This is a genomic window from Streptomyces sp. NPDC043427, from assembly GCF_056436655.1.
Genome location: NZ_JBWKCC010000004.1, coordinates 110,786 through 130,576, shown reverse-complemented (window position 1 = coordinate 130,576; position 19,791 = coordinate 110,786). Strand labels below are relative to the sequence as shown.

16 protein-coding genes and 1 pseudogene are annotated in these 19,791 nt (G+C 70.2%); 6 read left to right on the top strand and 11 right to left on the bottom strand.

Annotated features, from left to right (window positions below; genetic code table 11):
- Positions 1 to 367 precede the first annotated feature (367 nt).
- Together AC067M_RS10235 and AC067M_RS10230 are read right to left on the bottom strand one after the other, a co-directional pair.
- Positions 368 to 2,035, bottom strand: a complete 1,668-nt coding sequence (locus AC067M_RS10235; RefSeq protein WP_478696868.1) for a transglycosylase domain-containing protein — start codon at positions 2,033 to 2,035, stop codon at positions 368 to 370.
- Between the two features lie 188 nt (positions 2,036 to 2,223).
- Positions 2,224 to 3,453, bottom strand: coding sequence for a sigma factor-like helix-turn-helix DNA-binding protein (locus AC067M_RS10230; protein WP_478696563.1), 1,230 nt, complete (start codon positions 3,451 to 3,453; stop codon positions 2,224 to 2,226).
- A 102-nt stretch (positions 3,454 to 3,555) separates the two neighbouring features.
- On the opposite strand from AC067M_RS10230, the gene AC067M_RS10225 reads away from it, so the two are divergent.
- The 6 genes from AC067M_RS10225 to AC067M_RS10200 all read left to right on the top strand — a co-directional run bounded on the left by AC067M_RS10225 (position 3,556) and on the right by AC067M_RS10200 (position 8,016).
- Positions 3,556 to 4,116: a SigE family RNA polymerase sigma factor gene (locus AC067M_RS10225; RefSeq protein ID WP_478696562.1), complete on the top strand. Its 561-nt coding sequence runs from the start codon at positions 3,556 to 3,558 to the stop codon at positions 4,114 to 4,116.
- On the top strand, positions 4,106 to 4,804 hold the full coding sequence (locus tag AC067M_RS10220; protein ID WP_478696561.1) for a L,D-transpeptidase: 699 nt from the start codon (positions 4,106 to 4,108) through the stop codon (positions 4,802 to 4,804). The genes AC067M_RS10225 and AC067M_RS10220 overlap by 11 nt, the downstream gene beginning before the upstream one ends.
- 245 nt (positions 4,805 to 5,049) lie before the next feature.
- Positions 5,050 to 5,907, top strand: coding sequence for a polysaccharide deacetylase family protein (locus AC067M_RS10215; protein ID WP_478696560.1), 858 nt, complete (start codon positions 5,050 to 5,052; stop codon positions 5,905 to 5,907).
- A 94-nt stretch (positions 5,908 to 6,001) separates the two neighbouring features.
- A complete protein-coding gene (locus AC067M_RS10210) occupies positions 6,002 to 6,526 on the top strand; it encodes a hypothetical protein (protein WP_478696559.1) in 525 nt (174 codons plus the stop codon).
- A gap of 67 nt (positions 6,527 to 6,593) precedes the next feature.
- Positions 6,594 to 7,391, top strand: a complete 798-nt coding sequence (locus AC067M_RS10205) for a DUF1963 domain-containing protein (protein WP_478696558.1) — start codon at positions 6,594 to 6,596, stop codon at positions 7,389 to 7,391.
- A gap of 208 nt (positions 7,392 to 7,599) precedes the next feature.
- Positions 7,600 to 8,016 carry a hypothetical protein gene (locus AC067M_RS10200; protein WP_478696557.1) on the top strand — a complete coding sequence of 139 codons (417 nt, stop codon included), beginning with the start codon at positions 7,600 to 7,602 and terminating at the stop codon, positions 8,014 to 8,016.
- A 92-nt stretch (positions 8,017 to 8,108) separates the two neighbouring features.
- Here AC067M_RS10200 and AC067M_RS10195 read toward each other — a convergent pair.
- The 9 genes and pseudogenes from AC067M_RS10195 to AC067M_RS10155 form a co-directional block, all read right to left on the bottom strand.
- Positions 8,109 to 8,324 (bottom strand): annotated as a pseudogene (locus AC067M_RS10195) (helix-turn-helix domain-containing protein); the annotation flags it as partial.
- 89 nt (positions 8,325 to 8,413) lie between these two features.
- Positions 8,414 to 9,043 (bottom strand): hypothetical protein, encoded by a 630-nt coding sequence (locus AC067M_RS10190; RefSeq protein WP_478696556.1) that lies wholly within the window; start codon positions 9,041 to 9,043, stop codon positions 8,414 to 8,416.
- Between the two features lie 410 nt (positions 9,044 to 9,453).
- Entirely contained in the window at positions 9,454 to 9,882 is a 429-nt protein-coding gene (locus AC067M_RS10185) for a DUF5959 family protein (RefSeq protein ID WP_478696555.1), read from the bottom strand.
- A 239-nt stretch (positions 9,883 to 10,121) separates the two neighbouring features.
- Positions 10,122 to 10,823, bottom strand: coding sequence for a TetR/AcrR family transcriptional regulator (locus AC067M_RS10180; protein WP_478696554.1), 702 nt, complete (start codon positions 10,821 to 10,823; stop codon positions 10,122 to 10,124).
- 74 nt (positions 10,824 to 10,897) lie between these two features.
- Entirely contained in the window at positions 10,898 to 12,586 is a 1,689-nt protein-coding gene (locus tag AC067M_RS10175; protein ID WP_478696867.1) for an allophanate hydrolase, read from the bottom strand.
- Between the two features lie 5 nt (positions 12,587 to 12,591).
- Positions 12,592 to 16,188 (bottom strand): urea carboxylase, encoded by a 3,597-nt coding sequence (gene uca, locus AC067M_RS10170; protein ID WP_478696553.1) that lies wholly within the window; start codon positions 16,186 to 16,188, stop codon positions 12,592 to 12,594.
- Positions 16,185 to 16,997, bottom strand: a complete 813-nt coding sequence (locus tag AC067M_RS10165) for an urea amidolyase associated protein UAAP2 (RefSeq protein ID WP_478696552.1) — start codon at positions 16,995 to 16,997, stop codon at positions 16,185 to 16,187. The genes uca and AC067M_RS10165 overlap by 4 nt, the downstream gene beginning before the upstream one ends.
- 1 nt (position 16,998) lies before the next feature.
- Positions 16,999 to 17,922 (bottom strand): urea amidolyase associated protein UAAP1, encoded by a 924-nt coding sequence (locus AC067M_RS10160; RefSeq protein ID WP_478696551.1) that lies wholly within the window; start codon positions 17,920 to 17,922, stop codon positions 16,999 to 17,001.
- Positions 17,923 to 17,999: 77 nt separating this feature from the next.
- The gene (locus AC067M_RS10155) at positions 18,000 to 19,712 is read right to left on the bottom strand and encodes an amino acid permease (protein WP_478696550.1); all 1,713 of its coding nucleotides are present in this window, start codon (positions 19,710 to 19,712) and stop codon (positions 18,000 to 18,002) included.
- Positions 19,713 to 19,791: the final 79 nt, after the last annotated feature.

Sequence of the window (19,791 nt, the reverse complement as noted above, 5' to 3'; positions counted from 1 at the left end):
CCCGCCCTCACACCAAGGCCGGGACCCCAACTCGTACATGGCCCAAGGCCGACCCGGCAGTCACCCGAGCGACGCTAGCCGCCACGAGGGGCGGGAGGCAACGCGATTGCGGCGCTGCACCCGCCAAGTCGGCGATTTCGAGCCGATGGTGCGGGCTCAGCCGTGGTCCCGGGGGCGTAGCCCGCGGACGCCCCAGGAGAAGCTGCGCAGGCGCGGGCCTGTTCGACGCGGCCGGCGGTGTCGCCGGAGGCGAGATGGAGATGTCGACCGAGACCGACGACGGCCGCACTGCCCGCGCCCGCTGCCTTCAGGGCCGCTGCTGCGGACTGGGGGTGGTGGCCTGAGTGCCGGGCGACGACGGCACTCCTCAGCTAGGAGCGGCCTCGCCCGCTTCCGCCACCGGCACCGGCACCGGAGTGGGGGCCTCTTCCGCCCCCGTGGTGGCCAGCCGCCAGATCTGCGCCGCGGTCTCCTCCGCGGAGTCCGTCGGCGCCGGCTGGTTCGGCAGCTGAGCGGGCACCGTCGTGTTCTTCTTTCCGGGCTGGTCGGCGAAGAGGACGACCGTCAGCGCGAGCCGGGAGTCCAGCGCCGTGGACCACACGGTCCGGCGGGTGATCCCGCCGCCCGCCCCGGCCGTGAAGAAGGTCCGCGCGGCGCTCGCGGTGACGGACTCCCCGGCCCGCGGCCACCTGTACATCGTCGCGTTCACCACCAACGCCTCCTTCTCGTCCAGCGCGCGCCGGGTGGCGGGGCGCGCGGTGTAGACCGTACGTCCGTCCCGGGTGATCTTCGTGACGGTGTACGGGGCCGCGTACACCCCGTTCGCCGCCACGGTCGCGTACGCCGAGGCCAGCTTCAGCGGGGTGGGCGCCGCGGTCTTGCGCAGCGCGGTCAGCGGGGCGCCGGGCCGAACCTCGCCGAAGGGCTCCAGCGCCTCCCCCGCCTCCACCGCGCCGGCCACCGCGTCGTTGAACGGCTGCCGGGCGTAGTCCGACCCCCCGTACAGCAGCCGCACCGCCCCGTCCCCGGGCTTGATCGCCACGACGGCGGTGTGCAGCCGGGTGCCCTTGCGGCCCTTGAGGTCCTTCACCTGCTCGGTGGCGGCGTCCTGGAGCGCCAGGTCGAAGGTGGTCCGCACGGTGTAGCCGCCGCGCGCCAGCTGGTCCTCGGTGATGCCGAGCCGGTCAGCGGCCTCCTTCGCGGCCACGTCGATCATGTACTGCCGCTGCCCCTCGGTCGTGCCCGGCGGATAGAAGCGGAACGGCGGAAACGCGGCCTCGGCGCGCTGCTTCGCCGTGATGCTGCCGCTCGCCGCCATCGCGTCGAGCACCCACTCCCAGCGGTCCCTGAGCTTAGCGGTCACCTTCGGGTCGGAGCCCGCCTTCTCGTAGTACGAGGGGATGTTGACGATGGACGCCAGCGCGGCGCCCTGGGAGACGGTCAGGTTCCGGGTGTCCACGTCGAAGTAGTTGCGCGCGGCCGCCTGGATGCCGGCGGATCCCCTGCCGAAGTACACCGTGTTGAGATAGCCCTCGAGGATCTCGTCCTTGGAGCGCGTGCGATCGAGCTTGATCGCGATCAGCGCCTCGCGTGCCTTGCGCGACACCGACTGCTCCGGGCTCAGCAGCGCGTTCTTCACGTACTGCTGGGTGATGGTGGACCCGCCCTGCCGCTCGCCGCCGGTCAGCGAGGCCAGCACCGCGCGGCCGACGGCGCGCGGCGAGACCCCCTTGTCCGTGCGGAAGGAGCGGTTCTCGGCCGCGATCACCGCGTCCTGGACGTACCGCGGGACCTGCGACAGCGACACCTCCTGGCGGTCGACGGGACCGCGCCGGCCCAGATAGGACCCCTTGTCGTCGGTGAAGACCGTGCTCTGGATGACGGTCTCCGGGTGCGGCTCGGGGATGTCCGTGAGCTGGTACGCGACGACCGCCGCCGTGCACAGCCCCGCGATCAGCACCAGGAAAGCGATGAGCAGGCGGCGCAGGCGACGGCCCCGGGTACGGCGGAGGCGGCGACGGAGCGGGATGCGCAGGGCGCGTCTCGAACGCCGCGTCCGACCGCCGCTCGTTTCCTGAACGGAGGTTTCCTGGGCGGAGGCTTCCTGGGCGGTCGTTTCCTGAGCGGTCGTTTCCTGAGCCGCAGGTGATTCGTGCACGGGAGGCCTTTCAGCGGAGTCGGTCGGGCGCCACGGGCGGGGGCGGTTCCTGGGCATGGGGCGCTTCACTCGGCGCCGGACCGCGCGACGACCCTGCCGGCCGCGTCGTACACCTTGACCGTCAAACCGCCCGCGGCGACGCCCGCCTTCAGTACCGCCGCCGACAGCGGTACGCGCACGTACCAGACGCCCCAGCCCGGAGTGCCCGCCAGCGTGAGGACCGCGCCGGTGACCGAGGCGCCGCCGACGGAGGCCTCGACGCGACTCGGGTCGGTGGACAGGCCGTGGTACATGCCCGACAGGAAGTACGCGCTGTTCACCGGCTCCGGCTGCACCGAGACACCCGGCTTCCCGCGCTCGACGCCGTCGTCGGCGATGACTTCGGCGGTGTTCTCCGCGGTGCTCTCGCCGATGCCCAGGCCAGTCCCCTCGGCGGTGTGCTCGGCGGTGTCCTCCGCCAGGCCGCGGAACTGGTTGGACCGCTGCGGCGTCGACCAGTGCTTGCCGTCGGCGGTCAGCCAGACCTGCACCCCCGGCACGGCCTCCACCCGCTCACCGGGTGCGACGATCCGTATCGGGCTCGACGCCACGTCGACCACCCTGGCGCCCGACCCGTCCGTAGCGCCGGCGCCTCCGATCCGCCCGGCCGCGAAGACGGCCGGCGGTGCGAGCAGCAGCGCACAGGCGGCCGCGACCGCGCCGATGCGGCGGCGGCGCAGGGCCCGGCCCCGCCGTTCGATGGTCCCGAGGGGCACGGCGAACGGTACGACGCCCAGGGCACCCTCAAGACCCTCGGCGGCCTCCTCGAACAGCCCGCGAAGCCGCGCGACACCGCCCCCGCAGACCGCCAGTCCACGCTGGGCATGGCTCCTGACCGCGCCGGCCGAGCAGCCGAGCAGCTGGGCGATCTCCACCTCGCCCAGGCCCTCCCAGTGCAGCAGCACGAGCACCACCCGCTGCCGTGCCGACAGGGCCCCCCATGCCACTGGGAGCAGGGCCTTCCGGTGGCGAGCAGGGCGGCGCGCCCGGCGCAGATACCCCTTGACGAGGGATCGCCGTACATAGAAGTCCACGTCGTCCCGCGGTATCCGTCGCCACCGCGCATACACCCCCACCAGCGTGTTCCGCACCAGCTCCGTCGCCTCGTGGAGGTCGCCGGAGAGCAGGTGCGCGGTGGTGACCAGCCGGGGCCAGACCGCATGGGCGTATACGGTGAAGTCGTCATGGTGGGGCGGCAGTTCGTCGGCTCTGCCGCCCGCGGTGGTGGGCCGGTGGATCCTGACACTCGTGTTCATCGTCTTTCCCGTGGGTCGTGTTTCGATGGAGCGGCCTACGGGAGCTGTACGCACGGCGGGGGCGGTCAGGTTGCACGGGATTTCCAAGACTCCGGTGGGGGCATGACCGAGGACGAGTTCGACGCTTTCTACACGGCCGCGTTTCCCCGTCTGATCGGCCAACTCTCCGCGTTCACCGGGGATCACGGCGAGGCGCAGGACGTGGTCCAGGAGGCGTTCGTACGGGCCTGGAACCAGCGCAGGAACTTCCTCGCGGACGGGGCACCCGAGGCATGGATCCGCACGGTGGCCATGCGGCTGGCGGTCAGCCGCTGGCGCCGGGCCAAGCGCTGGCTGGAACTGGTACGCCGTACGCCGCCACCCGAGTCCACGCCGGGACCCGACCCCGACCGCACGGCACTTGTCGCCGCGCTGCGCCAATTGCCCAAGGCTCAGCGGATGGCGATCGTCCTGCACCATCTGTGCGACTTGAGTGTCGAGCAGGTAGCCTCCGAGACGGGTGTGCCGGTGGGGACGGTCAAGGCCAGGTTGTCCCGGGGGCGGGCGGCGCTGGCGAAGCATCTGGCTGTGGACGAGGCAGTGGGCGGCGCAACGGAAGTGGGCGGCGCAGCGGGTGGCGCGTCGGGCGGGGCGGCTCGGAAGGAGGACGGCCGTGTCGGATGAACTCTCCACTCAACAGTCCACGGAACTCTCCAGCGCGCTCCGCGAGTTCGCCGCGGAACACGAGTCTCCGCCGGTCCTGACCGGCGCCGAGGTCCGCCGCCGTGCGGTGCGCCGGACGCGCCGCCGCATGGCAGGCACCCTCACCGCGGGTGCGGCGGCCCTGGCCCTGGTGGCCTTCACACTGACGCTGACGCTGGACTCCGCCGGGAACGGCACACAGCATCAGGCCCCGGCTGCCCCCGCCCCACCCGCGGTTTCGTCTCCCCCCACCCCCTCATCTGTCTCGTCACCCCCTGCCGAGGCGGTGCCCGTCAGCGGCACGATCGACCGCGGCCGGCGCACGCTGATCGTCGGGGACAGGGTCATGCCGATGGCCTCGGGCTTCGACAGGAGCCCCACCTTCAATGGGCCGTTGACCGTGTACGAGAAGCACGACAACAAGACGCTGACCGTCACCAACAAAACCGACGGCCTCCGCTACAACGCGGAGATCGCATACGCGGTGGAACTGCGCGACGCCGAGAACGAGCCGGTCTACGTCGGCACGATCCTCTCCTACAACACGGAGGGCATCGGCACGTACGAGACCGCCGACGGCTGGATCGCTCTGGACAAGGCCGACGCCAAGTGGTTCTACGGAGCCGCGAGCACCGGCAGCGTCTTCTCGGCCACGGGCACCGCGTCCTGAACCCGACCGGCGACCGGCCTGGCAAGTGAGTGCTGACCGGCGGCCCGTAGCCCGTAGCCCTCTAGGGTCTTTCGTTTGGATCAGGCCGGATCAGGGACCGGGGCCCGCGAGCCCGGCATGATCCAAACGAGAGGCCCTAACCCCTAACCGGTGACCGGTCCTCGTGTCGGAGCGGAACCCCGGACGCCTGTTCGACATCAAGCAGATGGACAGGCTGAGGCGTGCGGTGACACGGGGGGACCACGATGAACAGGCGGATCAGGGGAGCGGCGCTGGCCTGCGCCCTTCTCTCGACGGGCTTTGCGGCGGGCTGCACGGCTGAGCCCCAGGCGGACCCCCGTCCCGCCGCGTCGTCCCGCTCCGCAGCGCCCACACAGGCTGCACGTGGCAACGCGAACGCGAGGGCGGGCGCCGAGACCGCGGCCGCCTACCACAAGTGGGGCATCAAGCCGCTGGCCGCTCCCCCCGCCCCACCTGCCACCAAGCCGGTGAAACTCCCGGCTGCCGGAGGTCAGGTGCCGGTGATCAGCGAGATACCCACCAAGGAAAAGATCGTCTTCCTCACCTTCGACGACGGGGCGGACAAGGATCCGAAGTTCGTGACGATGATGCGGGAACTGAAGATCCCCTTCACGATGTTCCTGACGGACGCCGCCATACGCTCCGACTACGGCTACTTCAAGAAGCTCCAAGCCCTCGGCAACGCCGTCCAGAACCACACACTGACCCATCCGAACCTCCCCATCCTGGGCGCCTCCGCCCAGAAGGAGGAGATCTGCGGCCAGCAGACCAGGCTGAAGAACGAATACGGCACCACACCGAGGCTGTTCCGTCCGCCCTACGGCAACTGGAACGAGAACACCCGCACCGCCGCGGCCTCCTGCGGCGCCGAGGCGATCGTCCTCTGGCGCGAGTCCATGCAGATCAAGAACATGCAGTACCAGTCCCCCGACAAGAAGCTCCACCCGGGCGACATCATCCTGGCCCACTTCCGCGGCCCGTCCGAGCTCAAGGGCAGGACGATGACCGAGATGACAGCGAACCTGCTGCGCCACATCCAGCAACAGGGCTTCACGGTCGCCCGCCTGGAGGACTACCTGTAGCCCTGCCCACCCGACGGCACGGCCCAAGAGTTGAACATGTTCAAAACAACTGCCAACATGGGGGCCACGCTCGGGGTGCAGGGAGGGGACGGCCGTGCCAACCTACACATCCGGCCTGGCCAAAGGCAGGAACGCGGTACTCGTCACCTGCTTGCTCGCCCTCGCGGGATGCAGTCCGCACATGTACGACGACGTGCCCGCACTGCACGACGCGAAACCGGCGGAAGTGGCGGGGTCATGGCTCGGCTACGACCGGACGAACGTCATCCTCCGGCCCGACGGGAAGGCCGACATCCGCCTCCTGGACGGACAGGAATGGGACTTCGACGACAGGTGGCGCCTGTCAGGCACGGGAACCTGGAAGCTGACCGACCAGCGCACCGGCTGGAACGACGGCCAGCACGTCCAGCTGACGCTCACCTCACGCACCGCGGTGACGGATCGCGCGCCGGAACGCAACGAGCCGGTTGACCCGCCTACGGACCACCCCCAGCCACCCAAGACCTACACCTGGACGTTCGAGCTGAAGCGCACCGACAAGAAAGCGCTCGAGCTCTACTTCTTCTTCAGCGATCCGGACTCACGCAGCACGTACGTCTTGGAGAAAAAGCAGCCATAACTGCTCAGGAAGCTCGGTCCTCGGCTCAACGGTGGCCGAGACCGGACGGAGTTGAGAAGATCCCGGCATGCAGTTCGACGACCCTGCCAGTTTGAGCCGCGCATGCACTGAACGGCTCGGGGAGAAGGCCGGTCGGCAGTTCGCCGCCATGGCCCGTCGCGGCTTTCGGCTGGTCCGATCCGCGGGAAGCGTCCAGGCCGCTGGTCAATGCCGACTCGGTGGGCCGGCCTTCCTCGAACCGGGGACTTTCTGGCCCGAGCAGAGCGGGGTTCCATTGTCCCTCCATGCCGTACTGGACACCGACGCCCTTGCTACATGGCTGGGCAATGAACTGCCCATACGGCCTGGCCTGCTCAACTTCTTCTACCTCGATCCAGACCTGCCGTACGAAGAGTTCAGAAAACTGGACTTGTACGGATCCGAGGTATTCCGCGTGATTCCCGCCGACCCTGCACTGGCAGTCGAGACTGCGGCACCCGCCCCAGCGAGAACCTACCCAGCAACGCCCGTCCACGCGGCCGAGGTGACCATGCTCCCGGATTGCTGGGACGTCGAGGACGAGGACGTGGACTTCGACAGGGACCAGCACTGGGGAGCAGCGTCGCTCATTCTCCGTGAGATGGGAGATCTCGACGGCAACACCGCCGGCAGCCACTGCGCCTTCGGTTGGCCGGACACCTCGCACACGCTCCAGGTGTCGTCCCGCGACGCCGACGGCCCCGCAGTCCATCTGCTCCAGCTCGCCGAGGACCCCGACCTCGGATGGGGCTGGGGTGACGCCGGAACGCTGTACTTCACGATCCCGGTCAAGGCACTCGCCACCGGCGACTTCCGTAAGGCCGTGGCACAGGTCCTCTGCTGTTGACCCGCCCAGCGACAGAACCGCACTGAAGGCCGGCCCTGGGTGTTTGCTGGTCGCACGAGGGGCAAGCGCGGTGGCACCTCGCAGCGTTTCGCCAGCGATGCGAACGGACTGGTCGTCGAGATCACGATGTGCCCATGGCGCATGTACTCGGGCAGAGCTGAGTACTTGTGCCCTGGTCGGTGGTGGGATGCTCCGAAACTCTTGGGACATGCGCCAAGGACTACTGAAACCCGTTTCCCAACTGCTGGCGATACTCGTGTTGGCTGGGGTATCGCTAGCGGTGTGGGCTGCCTGGCTGGGCTGGGACCAGCATCGTGACGTGCAGCCTGATGGTTCGACGACCGGCCCGTACGAGGCGTGGCAGGTGATCGGACTGGTGCTGACCCTGCTCGTACCGGTGTACTGGGCGGCATCACGGCGCTACATCGTGGGCGCTGTGCTCGGCACCACCATGGGCCTGACCGTTGCCGCCTTTTACGACTGGTCGGACGACGCCAGCGGCCTCTTTATGGTCGGCGTGATGCTGGTCATGATGGGGAGTCTGGTCGTGACCGCCCTCGCTTCCGTGGTGATCGCCTCTACGAAACGAGACGGACGACGCCTCCCGGCAGGAAACCCATCCTGAGCCGATCCTTCTCCTTGCACCCAAAGGCGGTCTTCGGGCTTGCTACACAAGCGTTACGAATGTGGTGTGCGTGAGCGACGACGACGCCGTCGCCGGGCACCCCCGGGGCCCTTGGAGACCAGCGACTGCCGACCACCCGCAGCCAACGCCCGACGCCAGCGGTTCGCCGACATCCGAGTCACCCCAAACCGCCGGGCCACCTCCCGGTCGCTGGCCCCCACCTCGATCAGATCAGCCGCCGCCAACCGGACCCGCTCACGCCGAACCCGCTCCTCAACGGTCAGCCCTCCGCCATCGGGACACCTCATCCCTCCGGCATTGCGCGGCCGAGGGCAGCCGTCACGACCTCACGTGTCGACGTACACCTTTGTTTGCTCCACGCAGTACAGGTACGTGCTCAGGGCTGAATGGGTTGGCCGGGAGGCCGGGTGGGGTCGTAGTGCGTGCGGGCGAAGGTGTCGTTTGCGCGGTGGACGGTGTCGGGTTGCGGCGGTGCCGGCCAGACGCTCAGAAAGTGCTCTTCCACAGGGGTGTCGCCTTCGTGTGCATCGCCTTCATCGCGTCCGCGTGCCTGGACGCGGACGCGGTACCAGCCCGCGCCGATCGTGGCGAAGTTCCCGGCATCCTCCACGACATCTCCGCCCCACCGGAATAGCCGCAGGATGCCACTCGTGCTGCAGATGCTTACGTCCACTACGGTCTCCCACTCCTGGCCCGGCAGAAGTGGTTCATCCGCACAGTGCTGGGTGGTCAGGCGTATCCAGCCGGTGTGCGTGCCCGCGAGCACCGTGAGGTGTTCCGGGCCCCCGGCTGCCAGGCTGTTTCCCGCGTAGATCCGCCCGACCGTGTCGGTGTCGTCGTACTCGCTGAGAAAGTCGTCGCCCTGAAGGTAGTACTGCCTATAAGAGACGAACATGCGATCTGAAGTCCACGTTGTGTAACGCATCCACCGGATCATGCCCTGCTCCACTGACAGCGCTGAAACAGCCCGCACCAAGGCGGCCAGACCAGGCAGGCTGGCTATCACCAGCCCGCCCCGATTGCCTCGGCTGGTGTCCGCCGGAGCCAGCGCTCGGAGCCGACGGGTGCGGCGTTGCCGATGCCTTCGCGCGGCGCTCCGTTGCGCGATACGAAGAAGCCCTCTGGAGCCCGAGTTCCAAGCCATCTCTCTCACCCCACCTCACACCAGGCAGCCTGCCACTCGGCACCTGCTGGACTGCGAGGTTGGACTTTCAACCCGGGAAGCTGAGGGGATCTACGGGCGGTTGCCCGGCTGACCTGGGCGAGAGTGCTGTCGGCGTCCGATTACTTGCCGGGCTGCTGTCCGGTGTTCCCCGTGATTCCCCGCACGATCCGGCACGGGTCTGGCACGTCTACTACCAAGCCATTGCGAGCCCTGACCCAATGAGGCTGGCGATCTCGTTCATTGGCCATGGTTCACTCGGTCATGGGCCATGTCTCCCGGACCAAGTCAAGGCGTCGGTATGCGTCGTCGAACCAGGCATCGACCACTGGGACGGTGACCGTCACCGTCGTCAGGGTCATTGAGGGATCCTTGATCGTGACCTCGCACCGGTCATCGTCCTCGTCGAGTTCGATGAACAGCCACGGACTGCTTTGCCCCTCGCGCCAGGCGATGTCCTGTCCCGCGTCGAGCGAGTCGAGGGCCTGCTGCCACTGCCGCAGGTCCTCGGGGAAGACCCAGGTCTTGAGGGTGCCACGGACGAAGGGCGTATCGACCAGGAACTCTCCGACCAGGACATCGGCCTCGGTGGGACGCTTCCGCTTCTCCTTCCCCGCGATCCGGAGAATGACGCTGTTGCCGTGCCCCTCCAGGCGGATCAGGTCGATCGGATCCTCAGCCATGACTGCCCCTCCGGACTTGCGGATGTTGCCGAACACTAATCGTCGGCACGGACACCGGATCGGTTGAGGTGTGTCAGGCCGCCTGAGCCCGGTCAGCCCGGAGAACGTCGGCCGGGAGCAATGGCTACGGCTCGCCGACACCAACGAAACCTGGATGACCGACTCGCTCGGCCCCTCCAAGGGAGCACAGCCTGACCAGTTCCACCGCAGGGCGAGCATCGCCCGCGATGTGCCGGGAATTACTCGTGGGGGTCGATGTCCGTCAAGCGGTTGAGCAGGATGCTTGCCTCCTCGCGGGCGGCGGTCACGGCCGGCTCGCCGAGTCCGCACAGCCTCAGGCACGAGGACGCGATGGTGTCCGTGTCGGCCGCTTCGGGTGCCCGGGAACGCCGTATCTGAATGACGACTTCCACCAGCTGGATGAGCAGCTCGCCGATCCGTTCCGCGGGCAGGCTGCGGGCCACGGCCTCGGTTGCTGCCAGGGTGCCGAGGGTGCCGTAGCTCTGCAGCAGTCGGCCGCGCTCCTGACGGAAGGTGTCGAGCTGTTCGGCCTGCACTTCGGGCAGCAGGTACAACGTGCCGATGTTGTACGGAGTGCTGGACAGGGTACGCACGTCCATCACTGCCATCGCGTAGAGAGCCGCGGCCGCGCTCGTCTGCTCGGGCGCCAGCGCCTGGATCCGCTCCATCATCTCCAGGCTGGGCCGTACGGACGTGGCCAGCAGCTCGACGAGGATGTCGTCCTTGGTGGCGAAGTGGTAGTAGAGCGAGGCCTGTCTGATGCCCACCCGCTCGGCGATCATCCGGGTGCTCGTGGCGGCGATCCCGCGTTCGACGAAGAGCGCCCCGGCGGCCTCGAGGATCTGCTCCCGGGCCGAGGTGCCGGGCTTGGACGGCGGCGTGTGCCGGGGCCTGCCTTGGCGGGGACGCGTCGTCGTCATCCCCCCATCCTGTCACCCGGGCGACGGGCACCCGGCCGCACCCGGCGCCCGGGTAGCCCCTCGGCCACTTCCTGTCACGCGGATGCCAGATAGGCTCGCCAGCCGCCGAAGCGGGTGATGTCGGGCGCGCCCTCGACGGCGTACGGCTCCACCAGGAAGCCCCTGACCTGTCGCCCGTCGGCCAGTTCCACGGTGCCGATGGTCATCGGTGCGGGAACGGCGGCGGTGAAGGTCCCGAACCCCGCGGCCGGCAGCCGCCAGATCTCGCCCTCGACGCCTGTTGCCCCATGACCGCCCGTTCCCGTGCCAGTGTCCGGCCCGGCATGGGCGGCGGTCCGGACCAGGCCCGGCTTGGGCGGCTCGGTGGCCAAGGCATGCAGCCGGTAACCACCGGCGGTGCGTGCCGGGCCCACCAGAGTGCCGCCCGCCTGCACCAGTTGGGCGTTGAGCGGTTGGCCGGTGAGGTGGGCACCGACCACGAACAGGTCGAGACCGGGGTTGGCGAGGCGCTCGGCCAGGGCGGCCAGGGCTCGGTCGGAGAATGCCGGGCCGGTGAGCATGACGCCGAAGGGCAGGCCGTCCACGAAGTCGGCGGGAACGGCGAGCGAGGCGCAGTCCAGCAGGTTGGCGAAGTTGGTGAAGCGTCCCATCCGGGCGTTGGCGCCGACCGGATCGGCCGCCACCTCCTCCAGGCTGGGGTGCCAGGTGGTGGTCGGGGTGAGGAGTGCGGCGCAGCCGTCGAGCAACGCGTGTCCGGCAGCGCCGAGGGCGGCGAGCCGGGCGATGTCGGTGGCCCAGTCGGCGGCGGTCCTGTCCCGGCCCGCCAGCACGATGGAGGCGACGGTGGGGTCGAGGTCGGTGCCGATCAGGTCTCGGTGCTTTTCCAGGTGCCCGCCCACGGCCGCGTACCGCTCTGCGACGAACGCGCCGCCGTAGAGCAGTTCCGCGGCCTGGAGCAGCGGGGTGATGTCGATTTCGATGATCTCCACGCCCGTGCTCGCCAGGCGGGCGACCGCGGTGTCGAAGGCCGTGTGCCAGCCGTCGGCCATGGCGTCCAGGTGCCGCGGGCCGGGGACGGCGACCCTGGGGCGTGCGGGTGGCGGTGGAAGCTGGGTGCCGGTGCGGGACAGCGGGTCGGCGGGGTCGGGGCCCTCGACGATCTCCGCGGCGGTGCGGGCCAGGCGCAGGTCGCGGGCGAAGACGGTGACGCAGTCGAGGGTGTAGCAGGCGGGGACCACCCCGGTCACGGGCACCAGGCCCTTGGTGGGCTTGACCCCGACGATGCCGTTGAGGGCGGCGGGCACCCGCCCGGAGCCGGCCGTGTCCGTGCCGAGCGCGATGTCGGCCATGCCCAGCGCCACCGCGACGGCGGAACCGGAGGAGGAGCCGCCGGAGATGCGGGCCGGGTCCCAGGCGTTACGGACCGCGCCGTAGGGGCTGCGGGTGCCGACCAGGCCGGTGGCGAACTGGTCCAGGTTGGTCTTGCCGAGCACCACGGCGCCGGCCGCGCGCAGCCGTGCCACCGCGGGGGCGTCGGCCTCGGGCCGGTAGGCGTAGGTCGGCGCGCCCGCGGTCGTGGGCAGGCCGGCGACGTCGATGTTGTCCTTGACGGCTGCCACCAGGCCGGCCAGCGGCAGTGCCGGGTCGACCCCGGCCGCTTCGGCGAGCACCTCGTCGCGGGGCCTGAGGTGGATCCAGATCTCGGGCCGGTCGGCTGACCGGATGCGGTCGTAGGCGGCCTCGACGCGTTCGGAGGGTGTCATGGCGCTCATGCCCTCACCGCCGCGAGGATCTGTCCGGGGGCTACCTGTTCACCGGGTTTGACGTAGATCTCCAGCAGTGTCCCTGCGGCGGGCGCGCTCACCTTGGACTCCATCTTCATCGCCTCCAGCCAGAGGATCGGGTCGCCCTCGGCCACAGCGGCGCCCGGCTCGGCGACGGTCTGCCAGACGGTCGCGGTGAACGGCGCGGTGACCGGGACCGTGCCGTCCGGGACGGTGAGGGCGACGGGGTCAGTGGCCGGGGGGCGGGGATCGTCGACCCGGTCGAACTCGCCGGCGGCCCGCCAGCGTTCCTTCTCCTCCTCGAAGGCGGCGCTCTGCCGCTCGCGGAATGCGGCGATGGAGTCGGCTTCGGCGGCCAGGAAGGCGTTGTACTCGGCGATCGAGAAGGTCCCCTCCTCGGTGTCGAAGGCACCGCGGCCGGCGTCGGTCTCGGCACGCAGTTCGAGCAGTTCCTCCGCCGTGACGGGGTACCACTCGATGCGGTCGAAGAAGCGCAGCGCCCACGGGGAGTCCTGGAAGAGGCCGCCCTTGCGGAAACGGTTCCAGATCTGCACGGTGCGGCCGACGAACTGGTAGCCGCCGGGGCCCTCCATGCCGTAGATGCACAGGTAGGCGCCGCCGATGCCGACGGAGTTCTCCGCGGTCCAGGTGCGGGCCGGGTTGTACTTGGTGGTCACCAGGCGATGCCGTGGGTCGAGCGGGGTGGCGACGGGGGCGCCGAGATAGACGTCCCCGAGGCCGAGCACCAGGTAGGAGGCGTCGAAGACGGTGCGGTAGACGTCGTCGGCGGTCTCCAGGCCGTTGACGCGGCGGATGAACTCGATGTTCCACGGGCACCACGGGGCGTCGTCGCGCACCCCGGCCATGTACCGCTCGATGGCCAGCCGGGTCGCCGGGTCGTCCCAGCTGAGCGGCAACCGCACCGTGCGTGAGGGCACCACCAGTTCGCTGGTCGGCGGTACCTCGTCCTCCAGTTCACGCAGGAGGGCGGTCACGTCGCGGGCCTTCAGCCGGCGGGCGTCGGTGTGGATCTGCAGCGAGCGGATGCCTGGGGTGATGTCGATGACGCCGTCGGGCGCGTGTGCGGCGAGGGTCTCCTGGAGGGCGTGCACCCGCATCCGCAGGCCGAGGTCGAGCACCATGGGGCCGTACTCGACCAGGACGTTGTCGTCGCCGTCGCGGCGGTAGGTGACCTCGGGCCGTTCCTGCGTGGCCTGCAGGCGGCCCAGTACGCCGTCGTCGCCGTCTCCGCCGCTGCTGATCAGCGCGGGCGAGGCGCGACGGGCGTCGAGGGCGGCCGCCTCGGCCTCCCTGACGGGCACGAACCGGACGGTGTCGCCGGGGCGGAGCTGGCCGAGCTTCCACAGCTCGCCGCTGGCGACCACCGCGGGGCAGACGAATCCGCCGAGGGACGGCCCGTCGGGTCCCAGGATGATCGGCGTGTCGCCGGTGAAGTCCAGCGCACCGACCGCGTACGGCGTGTCGTGGATGTTCGAGGGGTGCAGCCCTGCCTCGCCGCCGTCCTGGCGGGCCCACCGCGGTCTGGGCCCGATCAGGCGGATGCCGGTGCGGGCGGAGTTGTGGTGCACCTTGTAGTCGGTGGCGTAGAGGGTGTCGATGTCCTCGCGGGTGAAGAACTCCGGTGCCGCGTGCGGTCCTTCGGTGACACCGATCCGCCAGTGCGAGGTGATCGCGGGACGGCGCTCGACCGGGGTCGGGCCGCCGCCGGTGGTCACAAAGGCTCCGGGCCGCAGAACGTCTCCGGCGAGCAGTGCCCGGCCGCCGTGCCCGCCGAAGCCACCGAGGGTGAAGGTGGAGGCGCTGCCCAGGTATGCGGGTACGTCGATGCCGCCCCGGACGGCCACATAGTTGCGCAGGCCGGGACCTGCGGATGTGCCCAGGAGCAGGGTGGCGCCGGCCGGGATCGGCACCGGCTCCCACAGCGCGGCTTCAGTGCCGTCCACCGTGACCGGGACGGGGGCGCCGGTGACGGCGACGACGGTGGCGGCCGAGAAGCGCAGGGTCAGCCCGCCCGCGGTGACCTCGAGTGCGGGTGCCCCGGCCGGGTTGCCGACGGCCAGGTTGGCCTCGGCGAAGGAGACCGGATCGAAGGGTCCGCTCGGCGGCACGCCGACGTGCCAGTAGCCGAGCCTGCCCGGAAGGTCCTGGACGGTGGTCATCGCGCCCGGCGCCAGGACGTCCACGCGCGGCTCGGGGTCGGCGGTGGTGGCGAGGGTGCTGGTGTGGTGTACGGCCCGGCGCACCTCCTCCCGTGCGGTCAGCGAGCGCAGCAGGCCCACATTGGTGACGATGCCGTCGACCCGGCTGGCGGCCAGGGCTTCGCCGAGCGCGTCGAACGCGGTGTCGCGGGTGACGCCGTGCGCGATCACCTTGGCGAGCAGGGGGTCGTAGTACGGCGAGATCTCCAGGCCGGTCTCGGCGTAGCCGTCGACACGGACGCCGGGCATCTCGTCGGTGCCCTGGCCGGGGAAGACCGCCCGGGTGATCAGGCCGGAGGACGGCTGCGCGTTCTTGTCGGGGTCCTCGGCGTAGACCCGGGCCTCCACGGCGTGTCCGGTGGGCGTCCACTCCCGCTCGAACACCGCGTCGTCGACCCGGCCGTCGCGGGCCAGGGTGAGCATGAGGGCGACGAGGTCGACGCCGAACGCCTCCTCGGTCACCGGATGCTCGACCTGCAGGCGGGTGTTGACCTCCAGGAAGGCGGCCTCCTCGCGCACCGGGTCGTAGACGAACTCCACGGTCCCGGCGCCGCGGTAGCCGACCGAGGCGAGCAGCCGGCGCGAGGAGTCGTGCAGAGTTGCGCGGACACGACCGGGCAGGGCCGGGGCCGGGGCCTCCTCGATCACCTTCTGGTTGCGGCGCTGCAGCGAGCAGTCGCGGTCACCGAAGACGGCGATCCGGCCGGTGCCGTCGCCGAAGACCTGCACCTCGACGTGGCGGGCCGGGCGTACCAGGCGCTCCAGGAACACCCCGGCGGACGCGAAGTTGGACTCGGCGAGCGCCGCGACGCGGGCGAAGGCCTCGCGGACGTCCTCGGTGGTGGCGCACGCCTGCATGCCGATGCCGCCGCCACCGCCGGTGGCCTTGACCATCACCGGCAGCCCGATCGACTCGGCGGCGGTGACGGCCTCCTCGGCGCATCCGAGCAGCCCCGTCCCGGCCAGCAACGGGACTCCGGCCGCCTCGGCCAGAGCCCGTGCGGTGTGCTTCTCACCGAAGGCGGTGATCTGGTCGGCGGTCGGGCCCGCGAAGCGCAGGCCGGCCTCCTCGACGGCACGGGCGAAGGCGGTGCTCTCCGAGAGGAAGCCGTAGCCCGGGTGGATGATGCCTGCGCCATGGGCGAGTGCCGCTTCGATGATCGCATCGCCGCGCAGGTACGAATCGCGGGCGGGGGCCGGGCCGAGACGGACCGCGTGATCGGCCTCGCGGACGTGCGGGGCGGCCCGGTCGGCGTCGGAGTAGACGGCGACGGTGTCCAGGCCCATCTTCCGGGCGGTGCGGATGACGCGGCGGGCTATCTCCCCGCGGTTGGCGACGAGGACAGCGGTGGGGCGAATCACGCGGCGCCCCCCGCGGTGGATGCGGACCGCGGGCTCTGCGTCACAAGGCTTGCCGGGCTGCCGGCGCTGCCCGGGTCGACGACGATCATCCGAAGGGGGGTCGGGTTGAAGTCGTTGCACGGGTTGTTCATCTGCGGGCAGTTCGACACCATCACCAGGACATCCGTCTCGGCGCGCACCGCGACCCGGCGCCCTGGCGCCGACATGCCGTCCACGATGCCCAGCGCCCCGTCCGCCTCGACGGGCACGTTCATGAACCAGTTGAGGTTGGAGACGATGTCCCGGGCCCCGAGGCCGTGCGTGGATGCCTCGGCGAGGAAGTTCTCCCGGCAGCCGTGATGGAACATCACATGGTGGCCGTAGCGCAGGGTGTTGGATTCCTTGCCGCAGGCGCCGCCGATGGTGTCCTGGCGATCGATCTCGTTGCCGACGACGGTCATCAGCGGCCGGCCCTCGTTGCTGCGCAGCACGGTGCCGGTGCGCACGTAGGCGTTGCCCTGCCAGGCCAGGGTGTCGGGAACGCTGTAGCGCTCCTCGGGGTCGTCGGCGTCGTAGAGCAGACAGTCGGCGGACTGGTTGCCGCCGACGTCGACGATGGTCAGGACGTGTCCCTTCCTCACCACCGCCGACCACGGCGCGTTGGGTGCGACCTTCTCGTCCACGACGACAGTTCCCTCGGCCAGGCTCACTCCCCAGTCCAGCTTGGAGCCTTCCGCGTGAACGGCGCCGACCGGGACGGTGGAGGCGACCGCGCCGCCCGAGGCTGTCGGATGGGTGGTCACGGTGTTGCCGGCCTGCGTGATCGCCATGTCACAGCCCCCGGGCTTCGCAGTAGTCGACGGTGTTGAGGTACGCCCGGTGCAGCTCGGGCGTGGCGGTGAACCGCGGCTCGTCAGGGCCGGTCGGGCTGCCCCGCCAGGCGTGCACCCGCAGCGGCCCGACGACGTAGTCGGGGCGCGGGTCCAGCGGGTGGGCCACGTTGGCGAGAAGCACCAGCAGGGGCATCTCCGCGACCAGTTCGACGTACGTGCCCGCCCCCGAGCTGCCCCGCCAGGCAAGGGTGCCGTCCATCTCGACGTGCACACCCTGGAAGAAGGAGACGCTCGGCGGCAGGTCGCGCCGGCTCAGGCCGTGCTTGGCGGCCGCCTTGACGAAGAGTCCCCGGCCGGACGGACACGGTCCGTGAGGACGGGCGTCACCGTACTTGCGCGCGTTCCAGGCGTCCGTGGTGGTGCCGCAGAAGGCGTCGTGCCGGCCCGAGGAGTCATCGCTGACGACGGCCAGGATCCGTCCGTCGCCGGACAGCAGCGGGTGGTTCTCCCCCAGGTAGGCCCGCCACGGGATCTTCTGGGTGTCGGCGACGTTGAGCCGCTCGACCGGTTCCAGGGCGTTGAAGAGCAGCAGGTGGCCGCAGGCGTCACCCGTGGGGTCGTCGAGGCGCAGCCGGGTGCCGCGGGCGAGCACCTTGTGGGTGTAGCCGCCGGGGGCCACCGTCTCCGCCCACACCAGCGCGGCCGGATCCACCTCCGGCGGGCAGTACGGGCTGCTGGACGCGGGAAGGTACGGCATCCACTCGCCGGCCTGCCCGCCCTGGGCACGGGCGTCGTCCCGGGCGCTGTGGACACTTTCGGTCAGGTGCAGATCACGGACACGGGCGGGGGCCCGCCCGGTGGGCTGCTCAGTGGGGTGCTGGTCGTGCGGCGCGGTGGCCGGCGACTCTTCGGCCGTGCTCATGGATGTCCCGTAACCCCTTCGTGGGCGTGTTGTCGGTCCCGTCTCGTGCGCTGGGTGCGCGCCCGGCCGCCGCAGCGTCAGGCGGGCTCGGCGACGGCTTCGACGGGCGGCTCGATGTGCGTGTGGGGTACGTGCCTCAGCTCGATCCGGCGGTGCAGCCCGCGGGCCAGGAAGTAGGCGGCACCGGAGGCGAGACTGAGCCCGATGAACAGCAAGGCGCTCCACCGCAGCCACCACGTACCGCCCGTGAGGTCGTAGATCTCTGCGCGGGGCCACAGCAGGTTGATCGTCATGCCGACCTGGTAGAGCACGGCGAGCGCCGTGACCACGGTGCCCCAGCGGCCCAGCGAGAACAGCGGCCGGCCCGTCTCGTCGACACCGGCCGGCAGCCGGCCGGTGCGCCGGTGCCGGAGGCGGGCGATCAGCAGCGGCAGGGTCACCCCGAGATAGGCCAGGTACAGCATGGCGATGCACAGGCTGGAGAGGGCGGTGAAGATCGCCGACTGGCGGAAATTGACCAAGAGGGCGATCGAGGCGCCCGCACCCACCACGATCGACGTGATGATCGGCGTACCGGTGCGGGCCGAGACCTTGCCGAGGTACCGGTGGCACGGCAGGGCGCCCTCGCGCGCCATGGAGTACATCATCCGTGCGCCGGAAGTCTGCACGGCGAGCGTGCAGGCGAACACCGCGACCGCGACACAGCACAGCAGCAGCCTTCCCAAAGTCCCTCCGAGCCGGTCCGTGAGCACCCAGGAAAGACCGCCGGCCGCCAGGTTCCCGTCGGTCAGGCTTCTCGCCGCCATCAGCCCGGACACGATCAGCAGTGCGCCGCCGACGCCCGAGGTGACCAGCGCACGCAGAATGGTCCGGGGAGTGGTCCGGCGCGGGCTGTGGGTCTCCTCCGCCAGCTCACCCGCGGAATCGAAGCCGACCATCACGTACGCAGCCATCAGCGAAGACGCCAGGAAGGCCCCGGAGTAGCCGCCGCCACCGGTCCAGCCGGTGGTGTGGGCCACCACCTGCGGACCCCGCTCGGGCAGGAAGAACAGCACCAGCACCAGTGCGATCACGCCGGCGATCTCGACGGCGACGCCGATGCTGTTCGCGGCAGCCATCTGGCGGATGCCGAGGATGTTCACCACCGTGGTGATCACCAACAGCAGACAGCCCAGCAGGACCGCGTTGTGCGCGCCGGTCGGTGACACGACCGACGGATCGGCGCCCGGTCCCCCGACGATCTGGAACCCGGACCAGATGCCCGGCAGTACCGCCTGCATGGCGATCGCGGCCGCCGCCACGGTGAGGACCTGACCGATGATCATGACCCAGCCGACGAACCAGCCCACCGTGGTACCGGCCAGCCGGCTCGACCACTGGTAGATCGCCCCGGAAATGGGCCAGCGCGCCGCGAGTTCGGCGAAGCACAGCGCGACCAGCATCTGCCCCGCGAACACCAGCGGCCACGTCCAGAAGAACGCCGCCCCGCCGAGACCGAAACCGAGGCCGAACAACTGAAAGACCGTGGTGAGGATCGACACGAACGAAAAGCCCGCGGCGAATGACGCGAAACTGCCCACGCCACGGCGCAGTTCCTGCTGATAGCCGACAGGAGCGGAACCGTTGGCGATGCCACCGGCAAGGCTTGTCGCGGTGAACCCGGACCGTCTCATCACCGCACCTCCGAATCCATAGAGGTATACCTGTCGAGCGACAGGTATTGCGATGGTGGGGCGGACCGGTCTCACCCCTGCGTCCCGGCCGTAAACTTCACGTATCCGGCGTCTCACACGCCGCGCACCCCGCGCAGCACCAGGTACGTCAGCGAATACCTGGGGCACGCCGATCCGGGACTGACGCTGAAGGCGT